The 19,694-nt window shown below is 63.8% G+C and carries 18 protein-coding genes and 1 pseudogene; 6 read left to right on the forward strand and 13 right to left on the reverse strand.

Going from position 1 to position 19,694, the window contains the following annotated elements:
- Positions 1 to 181: 181 nt before the first annotated feature.
- Positions 182 to 385 (reverse strand): GDCCVxC domain-containing (seleno)protein, encoded by a 204-nt coding sequence (locus tag ACVWY5_RS18200; RefSeq protein ID WP_080667071.1) that lies wholly within the window; start codon positions 383 to 385, stop codon positions 182 to 184.
- Between the two features lie 193 nt (positions 386 to 578).
- Positions 579 to 1,313 (reverse strand): outer membrane protein, encoded by a 735-nt coding sequence (locus tag ACVWY5_RS18205; protein ID WP_028333998.1) that lies wholly within the window; start codon positions 1,311 to 1,313, stop codon positions 579 to 581.
- A 239-nt stretch (positions 1,314 to 1,552) separates the two neighbouring features.
- Between ACVWY5_RS18205 and ACVWY5_RS18210 the strand changes: the two genes are divergently transcribed.
- Together ACVWY5_RS18210 and ACVWY5_RS18215 are read left to right on the forward strand one after the other, a co-directional pair.
- Entirely contained in the window at positions 1,553 to 1,903 is a 351-nt protein-coding gene (locus tag ACVWY5_RS18210) for a DUF3551 domain-containing protein (RefSeq protein WP_283087519.1), read from the forward strand.
- 114 nt (positions 1,904 to 2,017) lie between these two features.
- Entirely contained in the window at positions 2,018 to 2,290 is a 273-nt protein-coding gene (locus ACVWY5_RS18215; RefSeq protein WP_028333996.1) for a DUF3551 domain-containing protein, read from the forward strand.
- A gap of 111 nt (positions 2,291 to 2,401) precedes the next feature.
- On the opposite strand, the gene ACVWY5_RS18220 is transcribed toward ACVWY5_RS18215, so the two are convergent.
- From ACVWY5_RS18220 to ACVWY5_RS18265, 10 genes are all read right to left on the reverse strand, one after another.
- Complete coding sequence (locus tag ACVWY5_RS18220; RefSeq protein WP_028333995.1) at positions 2,402 to 3,100, reverse strand: ABC transporter ATP-binding protein; 699 nt, start codon at positions 3,098 to 3,100, stop codon at positions 2,402 to 2,404.
- Between the two features lie 9 nt (positions 3,101 to 3,109).
- Positions 3,110 to 4,390, reverse strand: a complete 1,281-nt coding sequence (locus ACVWY5_RS18225) for a lipoprotein-releasing ABC transporter permease subunit (RefSeq protein ID WP_028333994.1) — start codon at positions 4,388 to 4,390, stop codon at positions 3,110 to 3,112.
- A gap of 72 nt (positions 4,391 to 4,462) precedes the next feature.
- Positions 4,463 to 5,782 (reverse strand): proline--tRNA ligase, encoded by a 1,320-nt coding sequence (proS, locus tag ACVWY5_RS18230; RefSeq protein WP_028333993.1) that lies wholly within the window; start codon positions 5,780 to 5,782, stop codon positions 4,463 to 4,465.
- 164 nt (positions 5,783 to 5,946) lie between these two features.
- Positions 5,947 to 7,509, reverse strand: coding sequence for a copper resistance CopC/CopD family protein (locus ACVWY5_RS18235; protein WP_028333992.1), 1,563 nt, complete (start codon positions 7,507 to 7,509; stop codon positions 5,947 to 5,949).
- Positions 7,510 to 7,512: 3 nt separating this feature from the next.
- Positions 7,513 to 8,040, reverse strand: coding sequence for a YcnI family protein (locus ACVWY5_RS18240; RefSeq protein WP_028333991.1), 528 nt, complete (start codon positions 8,038 to 8,040; stop codon positions 7,513 to 7,515).
- A gap of 8 nt (positions 8,041 to 8,048) precedes the next feature.
- Positions 8,049 to 8,573 (reverse strand): copper chaperone PCu(A)C, encoded by a 525-nt coding sequence (locus ACVWY5_RS18245; RefSeq protein WP_028333990.1) that lies wholly within the window; start codon positions 8,571 to 8,573, stop codon positions 8,049 to 8,051.
- A gap of 35 nt (positions 8,574 to 8,608) precedes the next feature.
- Positions 8,609 to 9,106: a TlpA disulfide reductase family protein gene (locus ACVWY5_RS18250; protein WP_028333989.1), complete on the reverse strand. Its 498-nt coding sequence runs from the start codon at positions 9,104 to 9,106 to the stop codon at positions 8,609 to 8,611.
- On the reverse strand, positions 9,103 to 10,329 hold the full coding sequence (locus ACVWY5_RS18255) for a sialidase family protein (protein WP_028333988.1): 1,227 nt from the start codon (positions 10,327 to 10,329) through the stop codon (positions 9,103 to 9,105). Before ACVWY5_RS18255 ends, ACVWY5_RS18250 begins: the two co-directional genes overlap by 4 nt.
- Positions 10,330 to 10,340: 11 nt before the next feature.
- Positions 10,341 to 12,749 carry a TonB-dependent receptor gene (locus tag ACVWY5_RS18260; protein WP_028333987.1) on the reverse strand — a complete coding sequence of 803 codons (2,409 nt, stop codon included), beginning with the start codon at positions 12,747 to 12,749 and terminating at the stop codon, positions 10,341 to 10,343.
- Positions 12,750 to 12,831: 82 nt separating this feature from the next.
- Entirely contained in the window at positions 12,832 to 13,203 is a 372-nt protein-coding gene (locus tag ACVWY5_RS18265; RefSeq protein WP_028333986.1) for a DUF2946 domain-containing protein, read from the reverse strand.
- Between the two features lie 457 nt (positions 13,204 to 13,660).
- Here ACVWY5_RS18265 and ACVWY5_RS18270 point away from each other — a divergent pair, with 457 nt between their 5' ends.
- The 4 genes and pseudogenes from ACVWY5_RS18270 (at position 13,661) to ACVWY5_RS18285 (ending at position 17,889) form a co-directional block, all read left to right on the forward strand.
- The gene (locus tag ACVWY5_RS18270; RefSeq protein WP_028333985.1) at positions 13,661 to 14,086 is read left to right on the forward strand and encodes a globin; all 426 of its coding nucleotides are present in this window, start codon (positions 13,661 to 13,663) and stop codon (positions 14,084 to 14,086) included.
- Between the two features lie 88 nt (positions 14,087 to 14,174).
- Positions 14,175 to 15,212 carry a sugar ABC transporter substrate-binding protein gene (locus ACVWY5_RS18275; RefSeq protein WP_028333984.1) on the forward strand — a complete coding sequence of 346 codons (1,038 nt, stop codon included), beginning with the start codon at positions 14,175 to 14,177 and terminating at the stop codon, positions 15,210 to 15,212.
- A 9-nt stretch (positions 15,213 to 15,221) separates the two neighbouring features.
- Positions 15,222 to 16,725 (forward strand): annotated as a pseudogene (locus ACVWY5_RS18280) (sugar ABC transporter ATP-binding protein).
- A 129-nt stretch (positions 16,726 to 16,854) separates the two neighbouring features.
- Positions 16,855 to 17,889, forward strand: a complete 1,035-nt coding sequence (locus ACVWY5_RS18285; RefSeq protein ID WP_028333982.1) for an ABC transporter permease — start codon at positions 16,855 to 16,857, stop codon at positions 17,887 to 17,889.
- A gap of 401 nt (positions 17,890 to 18,290) precedes the next feature.
- Here ACVWY5_RS18285 and mtnK read toward each other — a convergent pair whose 3' ends face one another.
- Complete coding sequence (gene mtnK, locus ACVWY5_RS18290; protein ID WP_038377429.1) at positions 18,291 to 19,595, reverse strand: S-methyl-5-thioribose kinase; 1,305 nt, start codon at positions 19,593 to 19,595, stop codon at positions 18,291 to 18,293.
- Positions 19,596 to 19,694 lie beyond the last annotated feature (99 nt).

A 19,694-nucleotide genomic window follows, 5' to 3' on the forward strand; every position in this document is an offset into this window, starting at 1 on the left:
TCAACATGGCCGCTCTCCCTGAACCGGAACGTATGCAGAACATTGTTCCTTTTTTGTTCTAGGAGTCAAGCAACGCCAGCAACCCCGTTCGAGAAGAGACCCCTGTGGTTAATTCCCGGCCGGCCGACGTCTCGGCGCCATCAATGATCCGATGGCGAGCGTGTCTTGAGGCTCCGGAAAGCTAGTTACCGCAGCAATTCCCCGCCTGCCTGGGCGGGCACGGGACCGTTCCGTATGAGCAAAACACGCAGCAATCTCCTGCTTTCGGTTTCAGGCGAGTGCCGCAGCCCTTGCAATCATGGAAGAACCGGCAGGCGTCGGTCGGCATCGTCTCGACGGAGACATGGCCGCAGGATGGGCACGTCAGTTGGGAGATCAGCTGCAGGTCCGTCATGCCGCGAATATGCGGCGTTGACCGTTCGGTTGGAAAGCCCCGCCCAATCAAATCCGACCCGAATCCCGGAGCGGACGGGCAAAGCCGGTCTCCTGCTCCTGGCCAACGGGCGGCGGCGCCAGGTCAACAAAAAACCCCGGGCCGAGGCCCGGGGTTTTCGATGTCGCTTGGATCAAGCGAGCGATCAGTACTTCGCGATGACCGGGCCACCGAACTTGTAGTTCAGACGGCCGAGGACCATGTCGGTGTCGCCACCGGTGTGGAAGCCGGTCACGGCAACACCCGCCGGGGTCACGAAGGTCGCGCCATGGGTGTCTTCGAAGATGTGATTGTACTCGACGCCGAGCGACCAGCCCTGCGAGAAGGCGAATTCGAGGCCAACGCCCACCGTCGGGCTCCAACGGGTGTCGAAGCCGGTCTCGGACGCCAGATTGCCGGCCGCGTTGAGGAACTGGAAGTTGCGATCGGTGACCGCAGCACCGCCCTTGGCGTACAGCAGGACGTTGTTCCAGGCGTAGCCGATCTGACCGGTGAACAGGCCGAACGCATCGGTCTTCGAGCGAACGATGCCGCCCGGGACGACCAGGTTGCCGGTGCTGCCGGAGAAGTCAGCCCAGTTGCCCTGAGCTTCCAGACCGAACACCCAGCCGCCGGCCTGCCAGCGGTAGCCGATCTGGCCACCGACGGTGCCGCCGTTGGCGTCGAAGCTTCCGACGCCACCGAAGCCGTCGACCGAACGGTTGTCGTGGCTCTGGCCCCAACCACCGTTGATACCAATGTAGAAGCCAGTCCAATCATAAACTGCGGCAACCATGGGCGGCGGAGCCTTGGTGTAAGGGCGAGCCGCGAGGTCAGCCGCGGAGGCAGCAGTCGCGCTGAGCGCGAGCATGCTGGCGGTGACAAGCAAAATCTTTTTCATTTTCCCGTTCCAACTTTTTCTACAGGCCCCCAAGGCCGCGAGACACCGTCATAGCAGCCCCCGGCGGAATTGCTGTAACTTCGCGGCAACAGGCAGGGCCAAACGACTTCGCTCAAATTTGAAGTTAATACTGTATTACGGGCACTTCCCGGAGCTTTTGCCACATAGTTGCCGCACAATCTTCACAATTCGGATCTGCATGCGCAGCTGCGCGCAAGATCGTGTTGACCGGAACCGGCTTGTCCGATCTGGATCGTCGCCAAGGTCGAATCTTCGCAGCAAAAGGAATGCACATGCGGACGATGATTCTTGCTGCTGCGGCGTCTGTGGTTGCATTCGCAGCGCTGGGGACTGCGCCCGCACATGCCGTCGGCGTGCGTTACCCGTTCTGCATTCAGGGCGACCGCTATCCCGGCCTGAGCAACTGCTCCTATCCATCGTATGAGGCGTGCCTGGCCACCGCTTCGGGCATCGGGCAGAACTGCATCGCCAACCCCTATTATGCCGGCGACAACGACCCGCGCTCGTATCTTAACGTCCCCCCGCGAAACCGCCGTGAGGGCAATTTCTTCGACCTGTTCATCCACTGACGCCCGATCCAGCAAACACCGGCGCGGGAATGTGAATTGATCCGGCGCTGCGCGCAGGTGCCTATTCGCGTGCGCTCGGCATCAGCATTGCCGGCGCCGACGAGGAGATTTCTGATGCGCAGTCTGATTCTGGCACTCTTGCCGACACTCCTGGCCTTGGCAGCCGCGCCGGCCAGCGCCCAGAAATACGATTCGACCTCGCCGGTCTGCAAAACCAACTACCGATGGGGCGGTGAGGATACCGACTGCGGCTACACGTCGATCGCGCAGTGCCAGGCCTCGGCGTCCGGCCTCGCGGCGATCTGCATCAACAACCCCTATTATGCCGGGCCGCCGATCGACGGTCGGCCGAGAGCATCCGGCAGACGGCCTCGCCCCGCTTACTGAGAGCCAGAAGCATTTCGTTCCGATCGAAGCGACACGGAAAAAGGCTCTGGATTCTCTTACCTTAGCGCGACTTCTTCACGCGCACCGCTAGCCAGTTCGCGCGACGGCGCACTATTCGAGCTCGACAACCTGTCCGTTCGACAGCGACACCCGGCGATCCATTCGCGCGGCAAGATCGAGATTGTGAGTCGCGATCAGCATCGCGACCCGGGTCGCCTTCACGAGTTGCATCAGCGCGTTGAAGACGTGGTCGGCCGTGCCGGGATCGAGATTGCCAGTCGGCTCGTCCGCGAACAGCACCCGGGGCGCGTTGGCAACCGCGCGCGCGATCGCGACACGCTGCTGCTCGCCGCCCGAGAGCTCGGCTGGGCGATGGGTGATGCGATCGCCGAGCCCGAGATAGGAGAGAATCTCGGTCGACCGTTTCACGGTTTCGGAGCGTTTGAGGCCACGAATCATCTGCGGCAGCATGACGTTCTCGAGCGCCGAGAACTCCGGCAGCAGCCGGTGCGATTGATAGACGAAGCCGATATCGGAACGGCGAATCTGGGTGCGGTCGACGTCGGACATCTGCGAGGTCGGCGTGCCCGCGACATAGACTTCGCCTTCATCAGGGGTCTCCAGCAGGCCCGCGATGTGCAGCAATGTCGACTTGCCGGACCCCGACGGCGCCACCAGCGCCACCGATTGACCGGGCCACAGCGCGAGCTTGGCGCCGTTCAGGACCGTCAGCGTCGCTTCGCCCTGCCGGTATTCCCGCTTGATGTCATGAAGATAGACGACCGGTGTGTCTTCCGCCCCCTCCGCCATGTGCGCTCCTTATTCGTACCGGAGCGCGTCGACCGGATCGAGGCGCGCGGCACGCCACGACGGGTAGAGCGTCGCAAGGAAGGACAGCGTCAGCGCCATGATCACGACGGCGAGCGTCTCGCCAAAATCGATTTCAGCAGGCAGCTTCGACAGGAAATATAGCGTGGGATCGAACAATTCCGTGTTGGTCAGCCACGACAGGAATTGCCTGATGGTTTCGATGTTGAAGCAGATCAGCAAGCCGACCAAGAGACCGACCAGCGTACCGACGACGCCGATCGATGCGCCGGTGATCAGGAATATCCGCATGATCGAGCCCTGCGAGGCGCCCATGGTCCGCAGGATCGCGATGTCCTGGCCCTTGTCCTTCACCAGCATGATCAGTCCCGAGACGATGTTGAGCGCCGCGACCAGCACGATCATGGTCAGGATCAGGAACATCACGTTGCGTTCGACCTGAAGCGCGTTGAAGAAGGTCGAATTGCGCTGCCGCCAGTCGACCAGGAACACCGGACGGCCGGCCGCCTCGGTCACCAGCTTGCGATAGGTTTCGATCTTGTCCGGATTGGTGGTGAACACCTCGATCGAGGACACGTCGTTGTTGCGGTTGAAATAGGCCTGCGCCTCGGTCAGCGGCATGAACACGAAGGTCGAATCATATTCCGACATGCCGATCTCGAACACCGCGGTGATCTTGTAGGGCTTGATGCGCGGCGTGGTGCCCATCGGCGTCACCGCACCCTTCGGCGAGACCAGCGTGATCATGTCGCCGGCATGCAGCGATAGCTGGTCGGCGAGGCGGCGACCGATCGCGACGCCCTGTCCCTCATCAAAGCCCTCGAGCGAGCCTTGTTTGATGTTCTTTGCGATCGACGTGAGGTTGTTGAGATCGTCGGCGCGGATGCCGCGGATGAAAACGCCGGCGGCGTTGAACGGCGATGAACCGAGCCCCTGCCCGTCGACCACCGGCGCGGCGAGACGGATGCCCTGCACCTGGCTGATGCGGTCGGCGACATCCTTCCAGTCGGTCAGCGGCGATTCCAGCGGCTGCACCAGAATATGTCCGTTGAGGCCGAGGATCTTGTCCAGCAATTCCTTGCGGAAGCCGTTCATGACCGCCATCACCACGATCAGCGTGGCGACGCCGAGCATGATGCCGAGGAACGAAAAGCCGGCGATGACCGAAATGAAGCCTTCCTTGCGGCGCGCGCGCAGATAGCGTCCGGACAGCAGCCATTCGAATGGCGCAAAAGGCGGGGTACGGACTGGCTCGTTCATGGTCTCATCCATTTGTCGATAATCCCATGATTCGGGCCAAATGTGGCCGGATTACCCCGTCGATCAGCGCGGCGTGAATAAACTTTAACCCGCGAGCTTCGCGACCACGTCGGCGGGGCTCATGTTGTCGCGTGAGCCGTCGCTGCGACGCTTCACTTCGACCTTGCCGTCCGCAAGCCCCTTGGGTCCGACCAGAATCTGCCACGGGATGCCGATCAGATCGGCCGCGGCGAACTTGGCGCCGGCACGCTGGTCGGTGTCGTCGTAGAGCACGTCGACGCCCTTCGCCAAGAGCTCGCGATAGAGCTGCTCGCAGGCGCCATCGACCGCGGCATCGCCCTGCTTGAGATTGAGGATCGCGGCGCGGAACGGCGCGACGGCCTCGGGCCATTTGATGCCGGCGTCATCGTGACACGCTTCGATGATCGCGCCGACCAGGCGCGACACGCCGACGCCGTAGGAGCCGCCATGGATCGGCACGTCGACGCCGTCGGGACCGGCCACCATCGCCTTCATGGTCTCGGAATATTTGGTGCCGAAATAGAAGATCTGGCCGACCTCGATGCCGCGGGTGTTCAGCCGCTTTGCCTCAGGCACTTCCTGTTCGAAGCGCGCAGCCTCGTGGACGTCCTCGGTCGCGGCGTAGACCGAAGTCCACTGCTTGATGATCGGCGTCAGATCACTGTCATAATCGACGTCCGCGCCCGGCACCGGCAGGTCCAGCACATCGCGGTTGATGTAGACGCCGGACTCGCCGGTCTCCGCGAGCACGATGAATTCGTGGCTGAGGTCGCCGCCGATCGGGCCGGTCTCGGCCCGCATCGGGATCGCCTTGAGGCCCATCCGCGCAAAGGTCCGCAAATAGGCCACGAACATCTTGTTGTAGGAGCGCCGCGCGCCGGCCTCGTCGAGGTCGAACGAATAGGCGTCCTTCATCAGGAACTCGCGGCCGCGCATCACGCCGAAGCGCGGACGCTGCTCGTCGCGGAATTTCCACTGGATGTGGTAGAGGTTGAGCGGCAGGTTCTTGTAGGACTTGATGTAGGAGCGGAAAATCTCCGTGATCATTTCCTCGTTGGTCGGCCCGTACAACAGCTCGCGCTTGTGACGATCGAGGATGCGCAGCATCTCGGGGCCATAGGCGTCGTAGCGGCCGCTTTCGCGCCAGAGATCGGCGAGCTGCAGCGTCGGCATCAAGAGCTCGAGCGCGCCGGCGCGGTCCTGTTCCTCGCGAACGATCTGCTCGATCTTCTTCAGCACCCTGAAGCCGAGCGGCAGCCAGGCATAAATGCCGGCAGCCTCCTGCCGCATCATGCCCGCGCGCAACATCAGCCGATGCGAGACGATCTCCGCCTCTTTCGGGTTTTCTTTCAGGATGGGCAGGAAAAACCGCGACAATCGCATGGCGTTACTCGGGAATCAGGAAAGCGTGGGAAGAGCTGCAGTGAAACCGGATCGGCTGTGAAAACACAAGGCCGCCAAATAAGAAAAACCCTTCAAATCAGGCGATTTTCGGCCATTTGAACGAATTGCGCGCCGTCGAAGTGCCGAGCGCGCCGACCGCGGCTTTACCTGACCTCGAAATCGTCTTCCAGCGTCACTTTCTTGAAATCGGTCACCAGGGCGTCGATCTGCATGTGCCAGCGGCCCGGGACCGGCAGCGGCACCTTGCGCACGTGCCAGTAGCCATCGGCACCGCGCGCGGCGGCGCGTTCCATCGGTTCGATGCCGCGCTCGGGCAGGCTCAGCGTCAGCGTCGCCTCCTTGGCCGCGAACGGGCTGGCATCGCCGTTCATCAGCTGCAGCACGAAGTCATTCGGCCCGACCTTGCCCGGCGCGATCAGCACCTGGAACATCGCGGCATCGGTGTGGATATGGACCGCGAGCGGAACATCGGCCGACATCGCCAGCACGCGCGGCGGCGGCGTGAAACGCCAGAGTGCAACGAGGCCGAGAATGGCGATCATCAGCACGAATTCCAGCGCGATCGAGCGCTGCAGCGGCCGTGTCCGATGAAATTCGCGCGCGATGGCCGGCGTGAACACCAACCGGTTCAGCGCAGCGAGCCCGAGCAGCAGCACCACCAGCACCAGTTTCGCAACAAGGATGTTGCCGTACCCGGTGTCGATCAGCGCGTGAAAGCTTTCGAGCTGGACGACGGCGAGCGCCAGGCCCGACAAGGCGATCAAGGCGACGACCGGCACTGCGAGCGTCGAAAAATGCCGCAGCACCCGCAGCAGCGAATCCTTGCGCTGCCAGGCAAGCACCGCCAGCGGCGCCAGCGCGCCCATCCAGAACGCCACGCCAATGCCGTGGATGAACAGCGCGGTCCGCGTCAGCCATTGCGGCGAGGCCGTGGCGGCATGGCCGCTGACCGCAAACGACAGCCCGACACAGATCATTGCTATCGCAGTGCGGGTGAAGGCTGCACCGAACGACGGGCTGCGCCAGGCAATCGCCGCGATCAGCATCGCGGCAATCGCGAGCAGCAGCGTGGGGAACAGGCTGGTGCCGGCGGCACCGGCCCATGCCGCCCGCGTCACGATGCCCGAGAGCGGCAGGTTCAAGAGGTCGACGCCCTGCAGTCCAAGCGACGCGATCGCGCCGACAAGGCCGATCTTCAGCGACCACATGATCAGTCGTTCGCCGGCCGGGCCCTGCCCGATCCAGGCGGCAAAGAACACGCCGCCGACGCCGACAAACAAGCCCACATAGAGCCCGAGCCGCGCCAGCCAGATCAGTGCATGGAGCGCGCCGTCGGCCGATGGCGCCGCCGAGCCGGTGACGACGCCGATCGAAAACAGCAGCGAGCCGGCGACCGGATGGCCATCCTGCGACACCACGCGATAGCTGACCACCTGCGTGCCCTGTGGCAGGCCCGCCGGCAGCGTCACCACCACCGACTGGTCGACGGCGCGGATCGCGACGTCGCGCGGCTTGCCCGCAGCGTCGAGCAGGCTGACGGCCGTCGGCGCCACCACTTCGTTGAAGCGGAGCACCACCGTCCTGGGTGCTTCAGCCACCACACTGCCGTCGGCCGGCTCGGCCCCGATCAGGACGGCATGCGCATGGGCCGAGGTCGCAAGACACAGCGCCACGAGCAGCGCTGCGAGGTTTGCGACCAGCCGCATCGCTTACGACTTCGGCAGCAGCTTGACGCCGGGCGCCGGTGTCTTGCTGCCATGGTCGTGCCCGCCGCCCTGCCCGTCGGCCGGGATATCGATCCAGCGGCTGACGCCCTGCTCGCACTCCTGCACGACCGGAAAATACAACGTGGTGTTGGGCTTCAAGGTATCGGTGAGAAACGTCTGCATCACGAACTCGTCGTAGTTCTGGTCCGCGAGCTTGCCACCGCTCCAGGCGACTTCCTTGACGCCCTCGGAAAGCTTGGCGCCGTGATAGTCGTATTGGGCGGCGTATTTGCCGGTGACCGTATCGAGAGTCCAACCCGCCTTCGGCATCGGCTTCACTCCGATCACGCCCTCCGGAATCTGCACCCGGATCTTGATCGTCGCCGAGCCCGCGCAGCCATGCGGCACGGCGAACACCGCCTTGTAATACGATCCGACCGCCGCCTGCTTTCCTTCGAGCGTGATATGCGCGATCGCCGGCTGCGCTGCGAGCAGCGCCACCATGGCAATAAGGAGCGTCTGTGATCGCATGGTTCCCCTCACATCTTCTTCATGTCCATGTGACCGGAATGGTCGCCACGGCCGGAATGACCGCCGCCCGGTGCCTGCGCGCCGACGGCCTGCACGTCCAGCGAGACCGAGACCTTGCCGGCCTTTTCGAATTCGAGCGTGACCGGCACCTTGTCGCCCTGCTTCAGCGGATTCTTCAGGTCGAACAACATCAGATGATAGCCGCCCGGCGCGAGCTTCACCGTCTTGCCGGGCTCGATGGTGAGGCCCTTGTCGAGCGCGCGCATCTTCATCACGCCATTGTCCATCGACATCTCGTGGACTTCGATCTTGCCGGCAACATCGCCGGAGCCCGACACCAGCCGGTCGGGCGTCGTCCCCTTGTTCTCGATCGTCAGGTAGCCGCCGCCGATCTTGGCGCCGTTCGGCGTTGCGCGCGTCCAGGCCTGCGTGATCACGAGGTCGCCGGCCTTGACGTCCTCGGTGCGCGCGGACGTCGAGACGAGTGCAGCGGTCAGCGCTGCGAGGGCAAGGATGCGGGAGAGCGTCTTCATGGCGGCGGATTTCCTTTCAAGTTGAAATTCAGGTGTTATCGGGTTGCTGCCGACTGGGCGCCGGACCATTTGTCCAGATCGGCAATTTCGGCCGACCCTTCGATCGTCGTGATCGTTCCATCCCGGGCAATCAGCACGGTTCGCGGGATATCGCCTTGCCAGGCCGGATCAATCTCAAATCTCAACCGCTCGGCAAAGCCGTCGTCGAAAATCCAGTTTTCGGCCGCGCCGAGGCCGGCGCGATCCAGCATCGATCGCGTCGCCTCCGGAAGGTTGGGAACCAGATCCGCGCTGATCGTGACGACATCGATTCCGGGATGATCCTTCATGAACTGGCCAAGCTCCGGCAACTCAACCTTGCATGGTCCGCAGGTCACTCCCCAGAAGTGCACCAGGGTCGGATGACCGGCATGCGCATGCAGCAGCTTTTGCCAGCTGCCCCGTTCGAACGGTTTTGGCGCGCCCTCGCCCGCCGCCAGTGCAGACGGCAGCGTCGCGAGCAGAATCAGCACAGCCAGCAGATGACGCTTCATGGTTCGCCCTCGATCGCTTGAAAATGGTAGCCGTCGGCCTTCGTCATCCACGACAGATAGGTCTGCCGGCTGTCCGAGACGAGCAGCGGATGGTCGGAACTGTCGGCGGTGTCCGCGATCACCGTCGGCTTCGACCATGTCGCTCCATCGTCGTGCGACGTCATGAGGTCGATTGTCGTCTTCTGCCCGTCGAATTCCTTCCAGGCCATCACGAGCCCCTGCGGCCCCGCGACGATGTGCGGCCGTGACGGGCTGCGGTTCGGCTGACCGACCGGAAGCGGATCGGAGAAGGTTTTGCCGCCGTCGCGCGAGCGCGCATAGAACAATCCCTTGCGCGCCTTGCCGTTGGTGTACCACGTCACATGGTAGGTTCCTTCGGGCGATATGGTCAGGCTCGGACCGTGATGCGGACACGCCGCGATCTGCCAGTCGTCGCGGCTCACCCGATGGATCTCGCCGGGCGTAGCCAGGTCTGAGAACGTCACGATCGCATGGTCGCGCACACCGCCCTCAAAGATGTTCCGGAACACGACCACCGGATGGCCCGCACCATCGAACGCCAGCGCGAGGCGGCAGCACTCGCAGGTGTTGTCGGCAACGAGCCGCGCGTCGGAATAGGTTGCTCCGCCATCTCCCGATGACGCGAAAAACAATCCGGCACCGTCATATTTCTGGCCGCGCTGCTGCGCCGGCACGCGGTTGCGCTTGTCGAGCCACGCGGCAAACACCGCCCCCGCAGGATCGAAGCCGATCGCCTCGAACCGTTGGCTCTCATTGTTCGTGGTGATCGGCATCGGCGCATCGAAGCTGCGCCCGCCATCGGTCGATCGCGTGGTCAGCACCTGACCGTTGAAATTCTGATCGCGGAAGATCGAGAAGGCCACAGCGATGTTGCCCTTGGCATCGATCGCGAGCTTCGGCCGCGCATCCGGTCCCCAATCGAGATTGAGCCGCTCTCGGGTGACCTGCGCCGGCGTGGAAAAGCTCTTGCCCTGGTCTTTTGAGCTCGCGACGGAGATCCGACCTCCGGCCATCCACGCCAGCCACAATGTCCCATCCCGCCCAAAGGCGGGCGTGACCTTGGTCGCGCAGCGCAGGTCCGTCTCTTCGCAGGCCGCTTCGGAGGCGTGCTGATGGCTCATCTGTGCGACGGCAAGGTTCGGCAACGCCGCGAGCATGAGCGTTGCAAGCAGCGTCAGGGCGACCGGTTTGCGATAGGTCATCGATGCGCTCCTCATTTGAACGCAATCTTCATGCCCGCCACGAAGGCGCGCGGCGATCCGGCATAGATCGAGTTGGTCGTGTTCGCCAGTACGCTCGCGGGATTTTGAATGCCTGCCGCGGTCACCGAATTTGAGATGTTGTTCGCCGACGCCACGTAGGTCCGGTCGAAGACGTTCCTCACCTCGATGTAGAGGTTCAGCGCCTTGAAATAATCGGAGACGAGATCGGTCTTGTAGTGCAGGTTGAGGTTGACCAGCTCATAGCCCGGCGCCTTCAAGAGGTTGGCGTTGTCCATGTAAAAGCTGTCCTTCCACTGCACTTCGACGAACCCGCCAAGTCCCTGAAACGGACCCGACAGCTGGTCATAGCCCAACCGCGCCGTGAGCTCGTTCGGTGAAATGCCGGGGATCTTGTTGCCGGCGCGATTGAAGCTGAACACCGCGCCGTTCGTGATGTTCTCGACGTATTCCGTGTAGACCTCGTCGAGATAGGTGTAGGCCGCCGAGAACCGCCAGCCCGGCAGGAATTTCCAGTCGGCAGCCAGCTCGACGCCGCGATGCTCCGATCGCGGCGCGTTGAACGTGTAGGAGATGCCCGCAAGCGGCGTGGCCTGGGAAACGAGCTCGTCCTTGAAGAACTCGTAGAAGCCGGTGACGCTGACCTTGAGCGCGTTGTTCGGTGTCCAGTCGGCACCGACATCGTAACCGAGATTCTTTTGCGTCCGCAGCTGGGTGTTGTTGCCCGAGGCGCCACTCGGCAGGACGAACAAATTGCCGACCTGCGGCGTGCCGTATCCGGTTGCCACCCGCCCACGGACTTGCCACTCGCTGCTCAGCCGGTAAAGCAATGCGAGCTCGGGCGCGGTATTCTGGAATTGCCGGTCCGCCGTCGTGATCGCCGTGGTCGTGGCTCCGGCCGCGCCGACGTAGCTATAGGCGGTGTTCCGCCCGGTGAGATTGGTGGTCTCCCAGCCAATGCCAGCAACGGCCGTCAGCGCAGACGTGAGCTTCAATTCCTCGCGTGCCCGAACACCGTAATTTGTCGTCGTGCTGAACAAATTGCTCGACAGGCTTCCGAGCGTCGCATTTCCGCCCGGCATCACATTGCGCGTATCGCTCGAGGCGGTGAGCGTATTGTAGAAGCCGCCGAAATAGGTGGTCGAATCCAGTCCGAACACATCGCCGCGTCTGACGACGTCGCTCATGTAGTTGTAGGACGGGAAGTCGCCGATCGCGCTGGTCGATCCCGTCGGCTGGTTGATGTTGCGGTCGTCGAACACGAACTGGTTGCGCCAGGTGGTCTGATTGTCGAAGTCGTGCTCCCAGCGGCCGCCGACGATGGTACGGCGGTCGTCGCGCCCGAGGCCGGCCTGAACCGCGGTCTCCTTGTCGGTCCCGGCCGCCGCGTTGAACCCGTTGTTGAACAACGTCACGGTGGCGCATCCCGGCGCCGCCGTTGCGCCGGTCGTGCAACCCTGCTGGAACGGGTTCTGGTAGAACTGGTTCAGCGAGGAGCGGATCGGCAGGCGCGTCGTCAGGTCGTTGTTGATCAGCTTCACCGTGAAGCGATCGTCCGGCGTGACCTGCAGCGTGCCGAGGAAATTGACGGTCTGGGTGTTGAACCAGCTGTTGCCGATGTAGCCGTCGCCGCGCGCGTCGCTCGCGAACAGCGAGCCCTCGAAATTGCCGACCTTCTTGCCCGCGGCGAGATAGTTGTTGAGGTAACCGAAGCTGCCGCCGTCGACGCCATACTCGACGCCGTCGATCGTGCCGCCCTGCCGGGTCCGGAAATTCAGCGCGCCGCCGGTCGCATAATTGCCGTAGAGCGCCGATGACGGTCCGCGGACCACGTCGATCGCGCCATAGGCACGCGGATCGATCAGGTCGCTGCGCGACAGGCCGTCCGGCTGAGTCACCGGGAAACCGTCGTCGAAGATGACGAGGTTGCGAATACCGAAGCCGTTCCGCGCATTCGACCCGCGGATCGAGATGCCGAAATCACGGGGGCCGTTGCCCTGCTTGATCGAGATGCCCGGACTGTCCCGCAGCACATCGGCGACGGAGAACGCCGGTCGGTTGTCGAACTGGCTGCGGTCGATGGTCGTCTGCGTCTGGCCTGTGGGCGCCCGGTTCAAACCGTCGCGGGTCGCGGCAAGCGTCTCCCTCGGCCTCGCGCCGCCCCCGGGGGCAGCCGTCACGGCCGGCGCTGTCGCCGGCTTCGGTGGCCGCCGCACGGACGCCGCACGAGGCCGCGGCTTCGGCGCCGCCGGCTTAGCGCGCACCGCCGTCCGGGGCGCCTCGACGGTGACGGAGGGTAGCTCTGTGCTGGGCGCCTGGGCTTCGGCAGCGGACGGCAATGCGCAAAGCGTCGCGCCCAGCGTGAGCAGGCTTGCCGCCTCCAGCGGGTGATAGCGAAACATGGATGAATCCTGACACCGGCGCTCCGGCCGGCTTGCTCACGGGCACTTGCCGGCGCGGGACGCACCGGCAGCGACAAGGTCGTCAGGAAAACAGCGGCGGCGCGCGGGCTTGCGCCGAGAGGCCAGCGCGCGAACGATCGAGCTCAGAGGCGAAATCAAGCCAGGCGATCCGGCTCGGCAGGCGTTCGACGGCCTGGGCAGTAACTTGCGGGCTGTCAACGGGAGCACCGGTCTGCAGCATGCTGCACGCCGAGCAGCAGCCATCATGGGCGTCGTGACCGGTCTGGTCTCCCTGCCCGGCTCCGGAGCCGGCATCGCCGTGGCAGATGGTGGCGGCCGAGAGCGGATCGGACGCGGCAAGGCTCGCCGCCCAGCAGGCCCCGATCGGTGCAAGAATCTGCACCAGCAGGGCAACCAGGACGATGGGCAGAAAATTCTTCAGCCGCCGGCGCATCGCAAAACCATCCGGGACGGAACTAACCACCATGGACGCCGGAAGTCGAGATCGCCGACGCGTCCCGTTTCTTCCAGCCGACGGAAATAGCCGAGCGTGGCACTTGCGTCACGGCGGCTCCGAAATCAGTCGTATCCCCTTACCCTGCCACGTGTTTTGCATCTCCCGTCACAACCGCCAGTGGCGCCATCCCAATCATTTCGCAAATTGCTCGAAAATTGAACAATCGTTGCCGAAAATGATGACAAGCCTGGAAAGATAGTCTACCAATTCAGGCTCAGGCCAGCCGCGAGGTGTGTCCTGGTGGTCCAAGTCTCGGGAGGAGCCCGACGCGCACAAGCAGCGTCACCCCATCAATCAAGATCAAATCGAATTTTTGGGGCAAATAGGGTCGACACAATTTTTGGAGCAGGGCTTCGAGCCCTGCTCTTTTTTTATGTGATGATCGCAATCCGCTATGACTCCATCATCGAATCCGATCGAACGCAGCTTTGAACTCGCAGCCGCGGCTTGCGATGATCTGACACCGTCAGTCTATCGCCGCCTGTTTCGCGATCATCCCGAAGCGCAGGCGATGTTTCGCACCGAAGGCAGCGAGCCGGTGAAAGGCTCGATGCTGCAGCTGACGATCGAAGCCATCCTCGATTTCGCCGGCGAACGCCGCGGACATTTTCGCCTGATCGAATCGGAAGTGTTCTCGCACGACGCCTACGGAACGCCGCGCGAACTGTTCGTCGCGTTCTTCGCCGTGATTGCCGACAGCTTGCGCGAAATTCTCGGCGAGCAGTGGACTGCGGAGATCGATGCTGCGTGGCACAAGCTGCTCGGCGACATCGAAGCCATCGTGCTGCAGCAGAAACATCTCGTGGACGAGAGGCCGTAGCGTCACCGTTCCGATTGTGACACACTCGCTTTATCCGCGGCGCGTGCAATTGACGCCGACGGTCAGAAAAACGAAGAGGGAGCAAGCAATGCCAGGGACCGACAAGGGGATGGACAAGGCGTCGACGACGCGGCGCGACCTTCTGCAAATGGCGGCGGCAGGTGGAGCCGCGGCCGGCCTCTTCGGCGGAGTGGGCATGACGACGTCGGCGCTCGCCGCTGAAATGGGACGCTCGGAAAAGCCGTTGAAGGCGGCATTCTCCAATGCCGGACTGCAGGCGACATGGTGCGCGCAGGGCAAGCAGGCCGCCGAATTCTGGGGCAAGCTGTTCAACGTCGAGGTGACCTGGTTCGACGGCCAGCTCGATGCCGTCAAGCAGCGCGCCGCGATCGACAACATGGCATCGCAGAAATGGGATTTCGTCGCGATCCAGGCGTTCGGTATCGGCACGCTGACCCAGCCGGTGCAGAAGATGATCGACGCCGGCACCCCCGTGATCGACATGGACACGCTTATTGCTCCTCTCGATCAAATTAACGTCCACTCGTTCCTCGCACCCGACAACGAGTTCATGGGCGCCTCCGTAACGCAGGCGCTGTGCAACGCGATCGGCGGCAAGGGCAAGGTCATCATGACCCAGGGCGCGCTCGGCCATACCGGCGCGCAGGGCCGCGCCAAGGGCTTCAACTCGGTCATCAAGCAGTTCCCGAACATCGAGGTGCTGGATACCCAGCCCGCCGACTGGGACGTCTCGAAGACCGCCCGGCTCTGGGAAACCTATCTGACCAAATACTCGCAGATCGACGCCGCCTTCTTCCACAACGACGACATGGCGCTCGCCGCCTACAACATCATGAAGGCGCGCAACCGCACCAACATCCTGATCGGCGGTGTCGACGCCATGCCGCCTGCGATCCAGGCGGTCAGCGAAGGCCGCATGTTCGCGACCGTCCGCAATCCGTCCTGCCGCATCCATGGCGGCGCGATCGTCGCGGGCGTCGCCGCCGTGGTCGGCGGCGAGAAGAGCGGCCAGGGCATTCCGAAGAACGTCGTGACCGATGGTCCGGTCGTGACCAAGGCCAACGCCGCCGGCATGCAATGGATGGAGGATCACTTCCTGATCTGAGCGGGCCTCATGACGCAGGGACGCTCGGCGATCCTCGAGTTGCACCAGATCACGAAGGCCTTCGGCGGCGTCGAAGCCCTTCGTGGGGTCGACTTCGCGCTGCACGCCGGCGAGATCCATGGTCTCGTCGGCGAGAACGGCGCAGGCAAAAGCACGCTGATGAAGATCATCGCCGGCGTGCATCCGGAGTTCTCCGGCCGCTTCATGCTCGACGGCAAGGAAACCCGCTTCCGCTCCACCCGCGACGCGCACGCCGCCGGCATCGGCATGGTGCATCAAGAGCTCAGCGTCGCGCCTGATCTCACGGTCGCCGAGAACGTGTTCCTCGGCAACCAGCCCATCAACCGCCTCGGCTTCGTGCAATGGCGGCGGATGGCGCGCGAGGCCGGCGAGCAGCTGGCCCGGTTTGGCATCGACGTCGATCCGATGACGCGGCTCGGCGATTTGCCGATCGGCCTGCAGCAGTTGATCGAGATCGCCCGCGTGCTGTTCTCCGGCGCGCGCATCATCATCCTGGACGAGCCGACCTCCGCCCTCTCCCCGCCCGAGGTCGAACGCCTCTTTGCGACGCTGCACAAGCTGCGCGACGAAGGCACCAGCATCGTCTTCATCTCGCATTTCATCGAGGACATTTTGCGGGTCTCCGACGTGGTCACCGTGTTCCGCAACGGGCGCAAAATCGCCGAGACCGCATCCGCCGACACCAGCAAGGGGGCGCTGATCGAGGCCATGATCGGCCGCGGCGGCGAGGCGCTGGAACACAGCTACACCGATGACCTCATGCTCCCGCAATCGAGCGGAGGCGCGGCGGTGCTGAAGGTCGATCAGCTCTCGCTGCGCCGCAGCCTGCAGGACGTCTCGTTCGAGGCCCGCTCCGGCGAAGTGCTCGGCATCTACGGCTTCATGGGCTGCGGGCAGCTGGAGCTGTCGCGGATCCTGTTCGGCAAGCTGCGACCAGACGGCGGAACGCTTGCGGTCGATGGTGCCGCGAAGACGTTTCGCAGCACCGCGGCGGCGCGGCGGGCCGGAGTCGCGCTGGTGCCGGAAAGCCGGCGCGCCATGCTGTTCCACCAGGAGCCGGTCTACAAGAACATCTCGATCAGCATCCTCGAGCGGATCTCGGCGCTGCTGCTCAAGCCGGTTCGCGAGCTCGCGATCGCCCAGCGCCAGGTCGAGCAATTGCAGATCCGGCCGCCGGTGGTCGGCCTCGATCTCGGCATGCTGTCCGGCGGCAATCAGCAGAAGGTGGCGCTGGCGAAATGGCTCGCCTACCCGCCGCGCGTGCTGGTGCTATGCGAGCCGACCCGCGGCATGGATGTCGGCGCCAAGAACGACGTGATCAACATCGTGCGCGATCTCCGCGCCAAGGGGGCTGGCGATCATCGTGCTGTCGACGGAGCCGGAGACGGTGCTGTCGCTGGCCGACCGGATCCTGGTGCTCAAGCGCGGCGCGGTGGTGCGCGAATTCGCGGGCGAAGCGGTCAGCAAGGATCGGCTGCTGGAGGCGGCCTAGAGCATGATCCGGAAAAGTGCGAAGCGGTTTTCCCTCGCGACAAACGCAAAAGCGTTTGCGCGGGAGATCATGCTCGAACAAACAGAGAAAGCGCAATGACCACCTCATCGCGCTTGATGGAGAGACATGATGGCAAGCAGTGATGGCGCGACGGCGCGAGCGGATCACCAGCGGTCGCGCGGGCTGGCGCCCTTCCTGCGCTCGCAGATGCGCAACATCGCGCCGTTCCTGACGCTGATCTTCCTCAGTGGGTTCTTTGCGATCGCAAGCCCGTCGTTTGCCACCATTGACAATGTCGGCAACATCCTGACCCAGGTGTCGGTCACCGGCATCATCGCCGTTGGCCTCACCTTCGTGATCCTGTGCGCCGAGATTGACCTGTCGATCGCCAGCATCGCCAACGTCACCGGCATTGCCGTGGCGTACTTCACGCTGCAGGAATCCTACGTCAACATCGCCAATGTCCCGATGCCGGGTATCGTCGCGATCCTGCTGGCGCTGGCGCTGTGCGCACTGCTCGGCCTCGTCAACGCGCTGGGGCTGACCATGATCGGCATCCCCTCCTTCATCATGACGCTCGCCATGATGCAGATCGCGGCCGGCGTCTCGGCTCTGCTGGTGCGCGGCCAGATTGCCTATAAGGTGCCGGACCTGATCACGACGCTCGGCTCGAGCTCGATCGGCGGCATCCCCTGGATCGTGATCGTCGCCGCGGTGATGCTGCTCGGCGGCCATCTGGTGCTGACCTACACGCGGTTCGGCCGCTACGTCTACATGGTCGGCGGCAACCGCGAGGCCGCGGAATTTGCCGGCCTCAACGTCAAGCTCATCCTCGGCAGCGTGATGGTGATCTCGGCGGTGTGCTCCGGCATCGGCGGCATGCTCGGCGTCGCCCATTTCGGCAGCGCCCAGCAGAACGAGTTCGACACCTATCTGCTGGATTCGATCGCGGCCGTGGTGGTCGGCGGCACCAGCCTGTTCGGCGGCCGCGGCGGCATCGGCAACACCATCGTCGGCCTGTTCGTGCTCGGCGTGCTCAACAACGGCCTCGACCACGTCAATATCGACAGCTTCCTGAAAATCCTGATCCGCGGGTTGATTCTGCTCGCGGCGCTGATCATCAACGTGTATGCGCAGCGGCTGCGGGAGCAAGCGGCGGATTGAGTGGGCTGGGTCGATCTAAATGCCTCGCCAGTATGAGCTGGACAAGGTTGCACACGCGCCTCTCTCCACGCGTCGTCCCGGCGAAGGCCGGGACCCATACGCCGCGGCGGGTATTATTGAAGGGGCTCGTCATTCCAGCATCGCTCAACAATAATCATTGGTGGTTATGGGTCCCGGCCTTCGCCGGGACGACGCCGAGTGTGTATCGCTTGTGAGTCAAACATCCGCCTTCTCGCGACATGATTTGTCCGAGCTTTGCTGTTCGTTCCGCCCTCACGTTTAAGAGGGCACAGGGAAAGCCGAGCTGCGTAGGATGGGTAGAGCGGAGCGAAACCCATCAACCCTTGTCGCGCGGTCAGAACGATGGGTATCGCTCCGCTCCACCCATCCTACATTCCCGGCTACCTCGCAAAATCCGGCTGCCAGTGGCGCAGTTCGCGGGCGGCGTAGGTAATCGCGCCGATTGTCGTGAACGAGGCCGCCTCCAGCATCATGTTGCGCGCGAGCTTGAGAGCCCGCGCCTCGCAGATCGCGCGCTGCTTCTCGTCGGCGATCCACTCGAAGTCGATGTTGTGCGCAAGGCCGAGGATGCGCCGGATGGTCTTGGCCGCGGCGAAGCCGACCGTGTCCTGGAACAGCCGCGCCATATAGGCCTGCCGTTCCGCCTCCAGCCGCGCGGCGCCCGCTTCGCCCGCGAACAGCGACGGCGGATAACCGTCGCCATTCGCCTCGCTGCGCCACAGCGCGAGGAACTTTCGGGCAAACTCGCCCCAGACACCCTCGATGGTTTCCAGCAGCCACACCTCGAATGACGCGCGCTCGCCTTCCGTGCGCTCGTGGCCGGCGGAAGCCAGATAGGCCATCAGCAGGTTGCCGATGACGGCGCCGATATCAAAACCCATCGGGCCGTAGAAGGCGAACTCGGGATCGATCACCCTGGTCTCGCTGTCCGTGACCATGATCGAGCCGGTGTGCAGGTCGCCGTGCAGCAGCGCCTGCGGGCCCGCCATGAATTTCAGCTTCAGCCTGCTGATCGCGACATGGAGGTCGAGGTCCTCACGGAAGGCCGCGGCCGTGGCGTCGAGATAGGGCGCGGTCCATCGGTTCTGCTCGGCGATGCGGTAGGGATCGGTGAAGATCAGATCTTCGGTAATCTTGCACAGCGCGTGGTTGCCGGCGAAATCGGCGATGCCCTGCTTCTTCTCCGCGGCCGACAGCGCAAGGTCGGACGTGAAGAACAGCGTTTGCGCCAGGAAGGTCGAGATATCCTCGACAAAGCGCGGGTACCGCGTGGCCTCGATCAGGCCCTTGCGCATGATGATGTGCGGCTCGAGCAGCTCCATCGCGGTGAGCGCGAGCGGCGCATCATGATGCAGCACCGCCGGCACGAGCATCGGTGCCAGCCGCGCCTGATGCACCAGCGCCATGTGCTCGTAATGCGCCCGCGACAGCGGCAGCGGCCAGCTCTCGCCGACGAGCCGCACATAGGGCAGCGCCTGCTTGACCGCGAGGCCGCCGCTTCCGCCCTTGACGATGAAGACGAGGTTGAGGTTGCCGTCGCCGACCTCGCTGATCGACCAGTCGGCCGGCGCGCCGCCGAGCTGCGCGACGATGGCAGGAAGGCTCGCGAGATAGTCCCGCAGATCGGCTTCCCGCAGGATTCGATATGCGCTCTGCCCGGAGTCCGGCTGGGACTGCAGGTTCATCGTGGTCGCCTCCTCCGCATTGCCAGGGCGAGGTTGATCCTCACTCCATTGGCGTCTGTTTCTAAAACAGCATCCCCACCAGTACGTAGCCCAGGTGAG

Source organism: Bradyrhizobium sp. USDA 3256 (assembly GCF_054058275.1).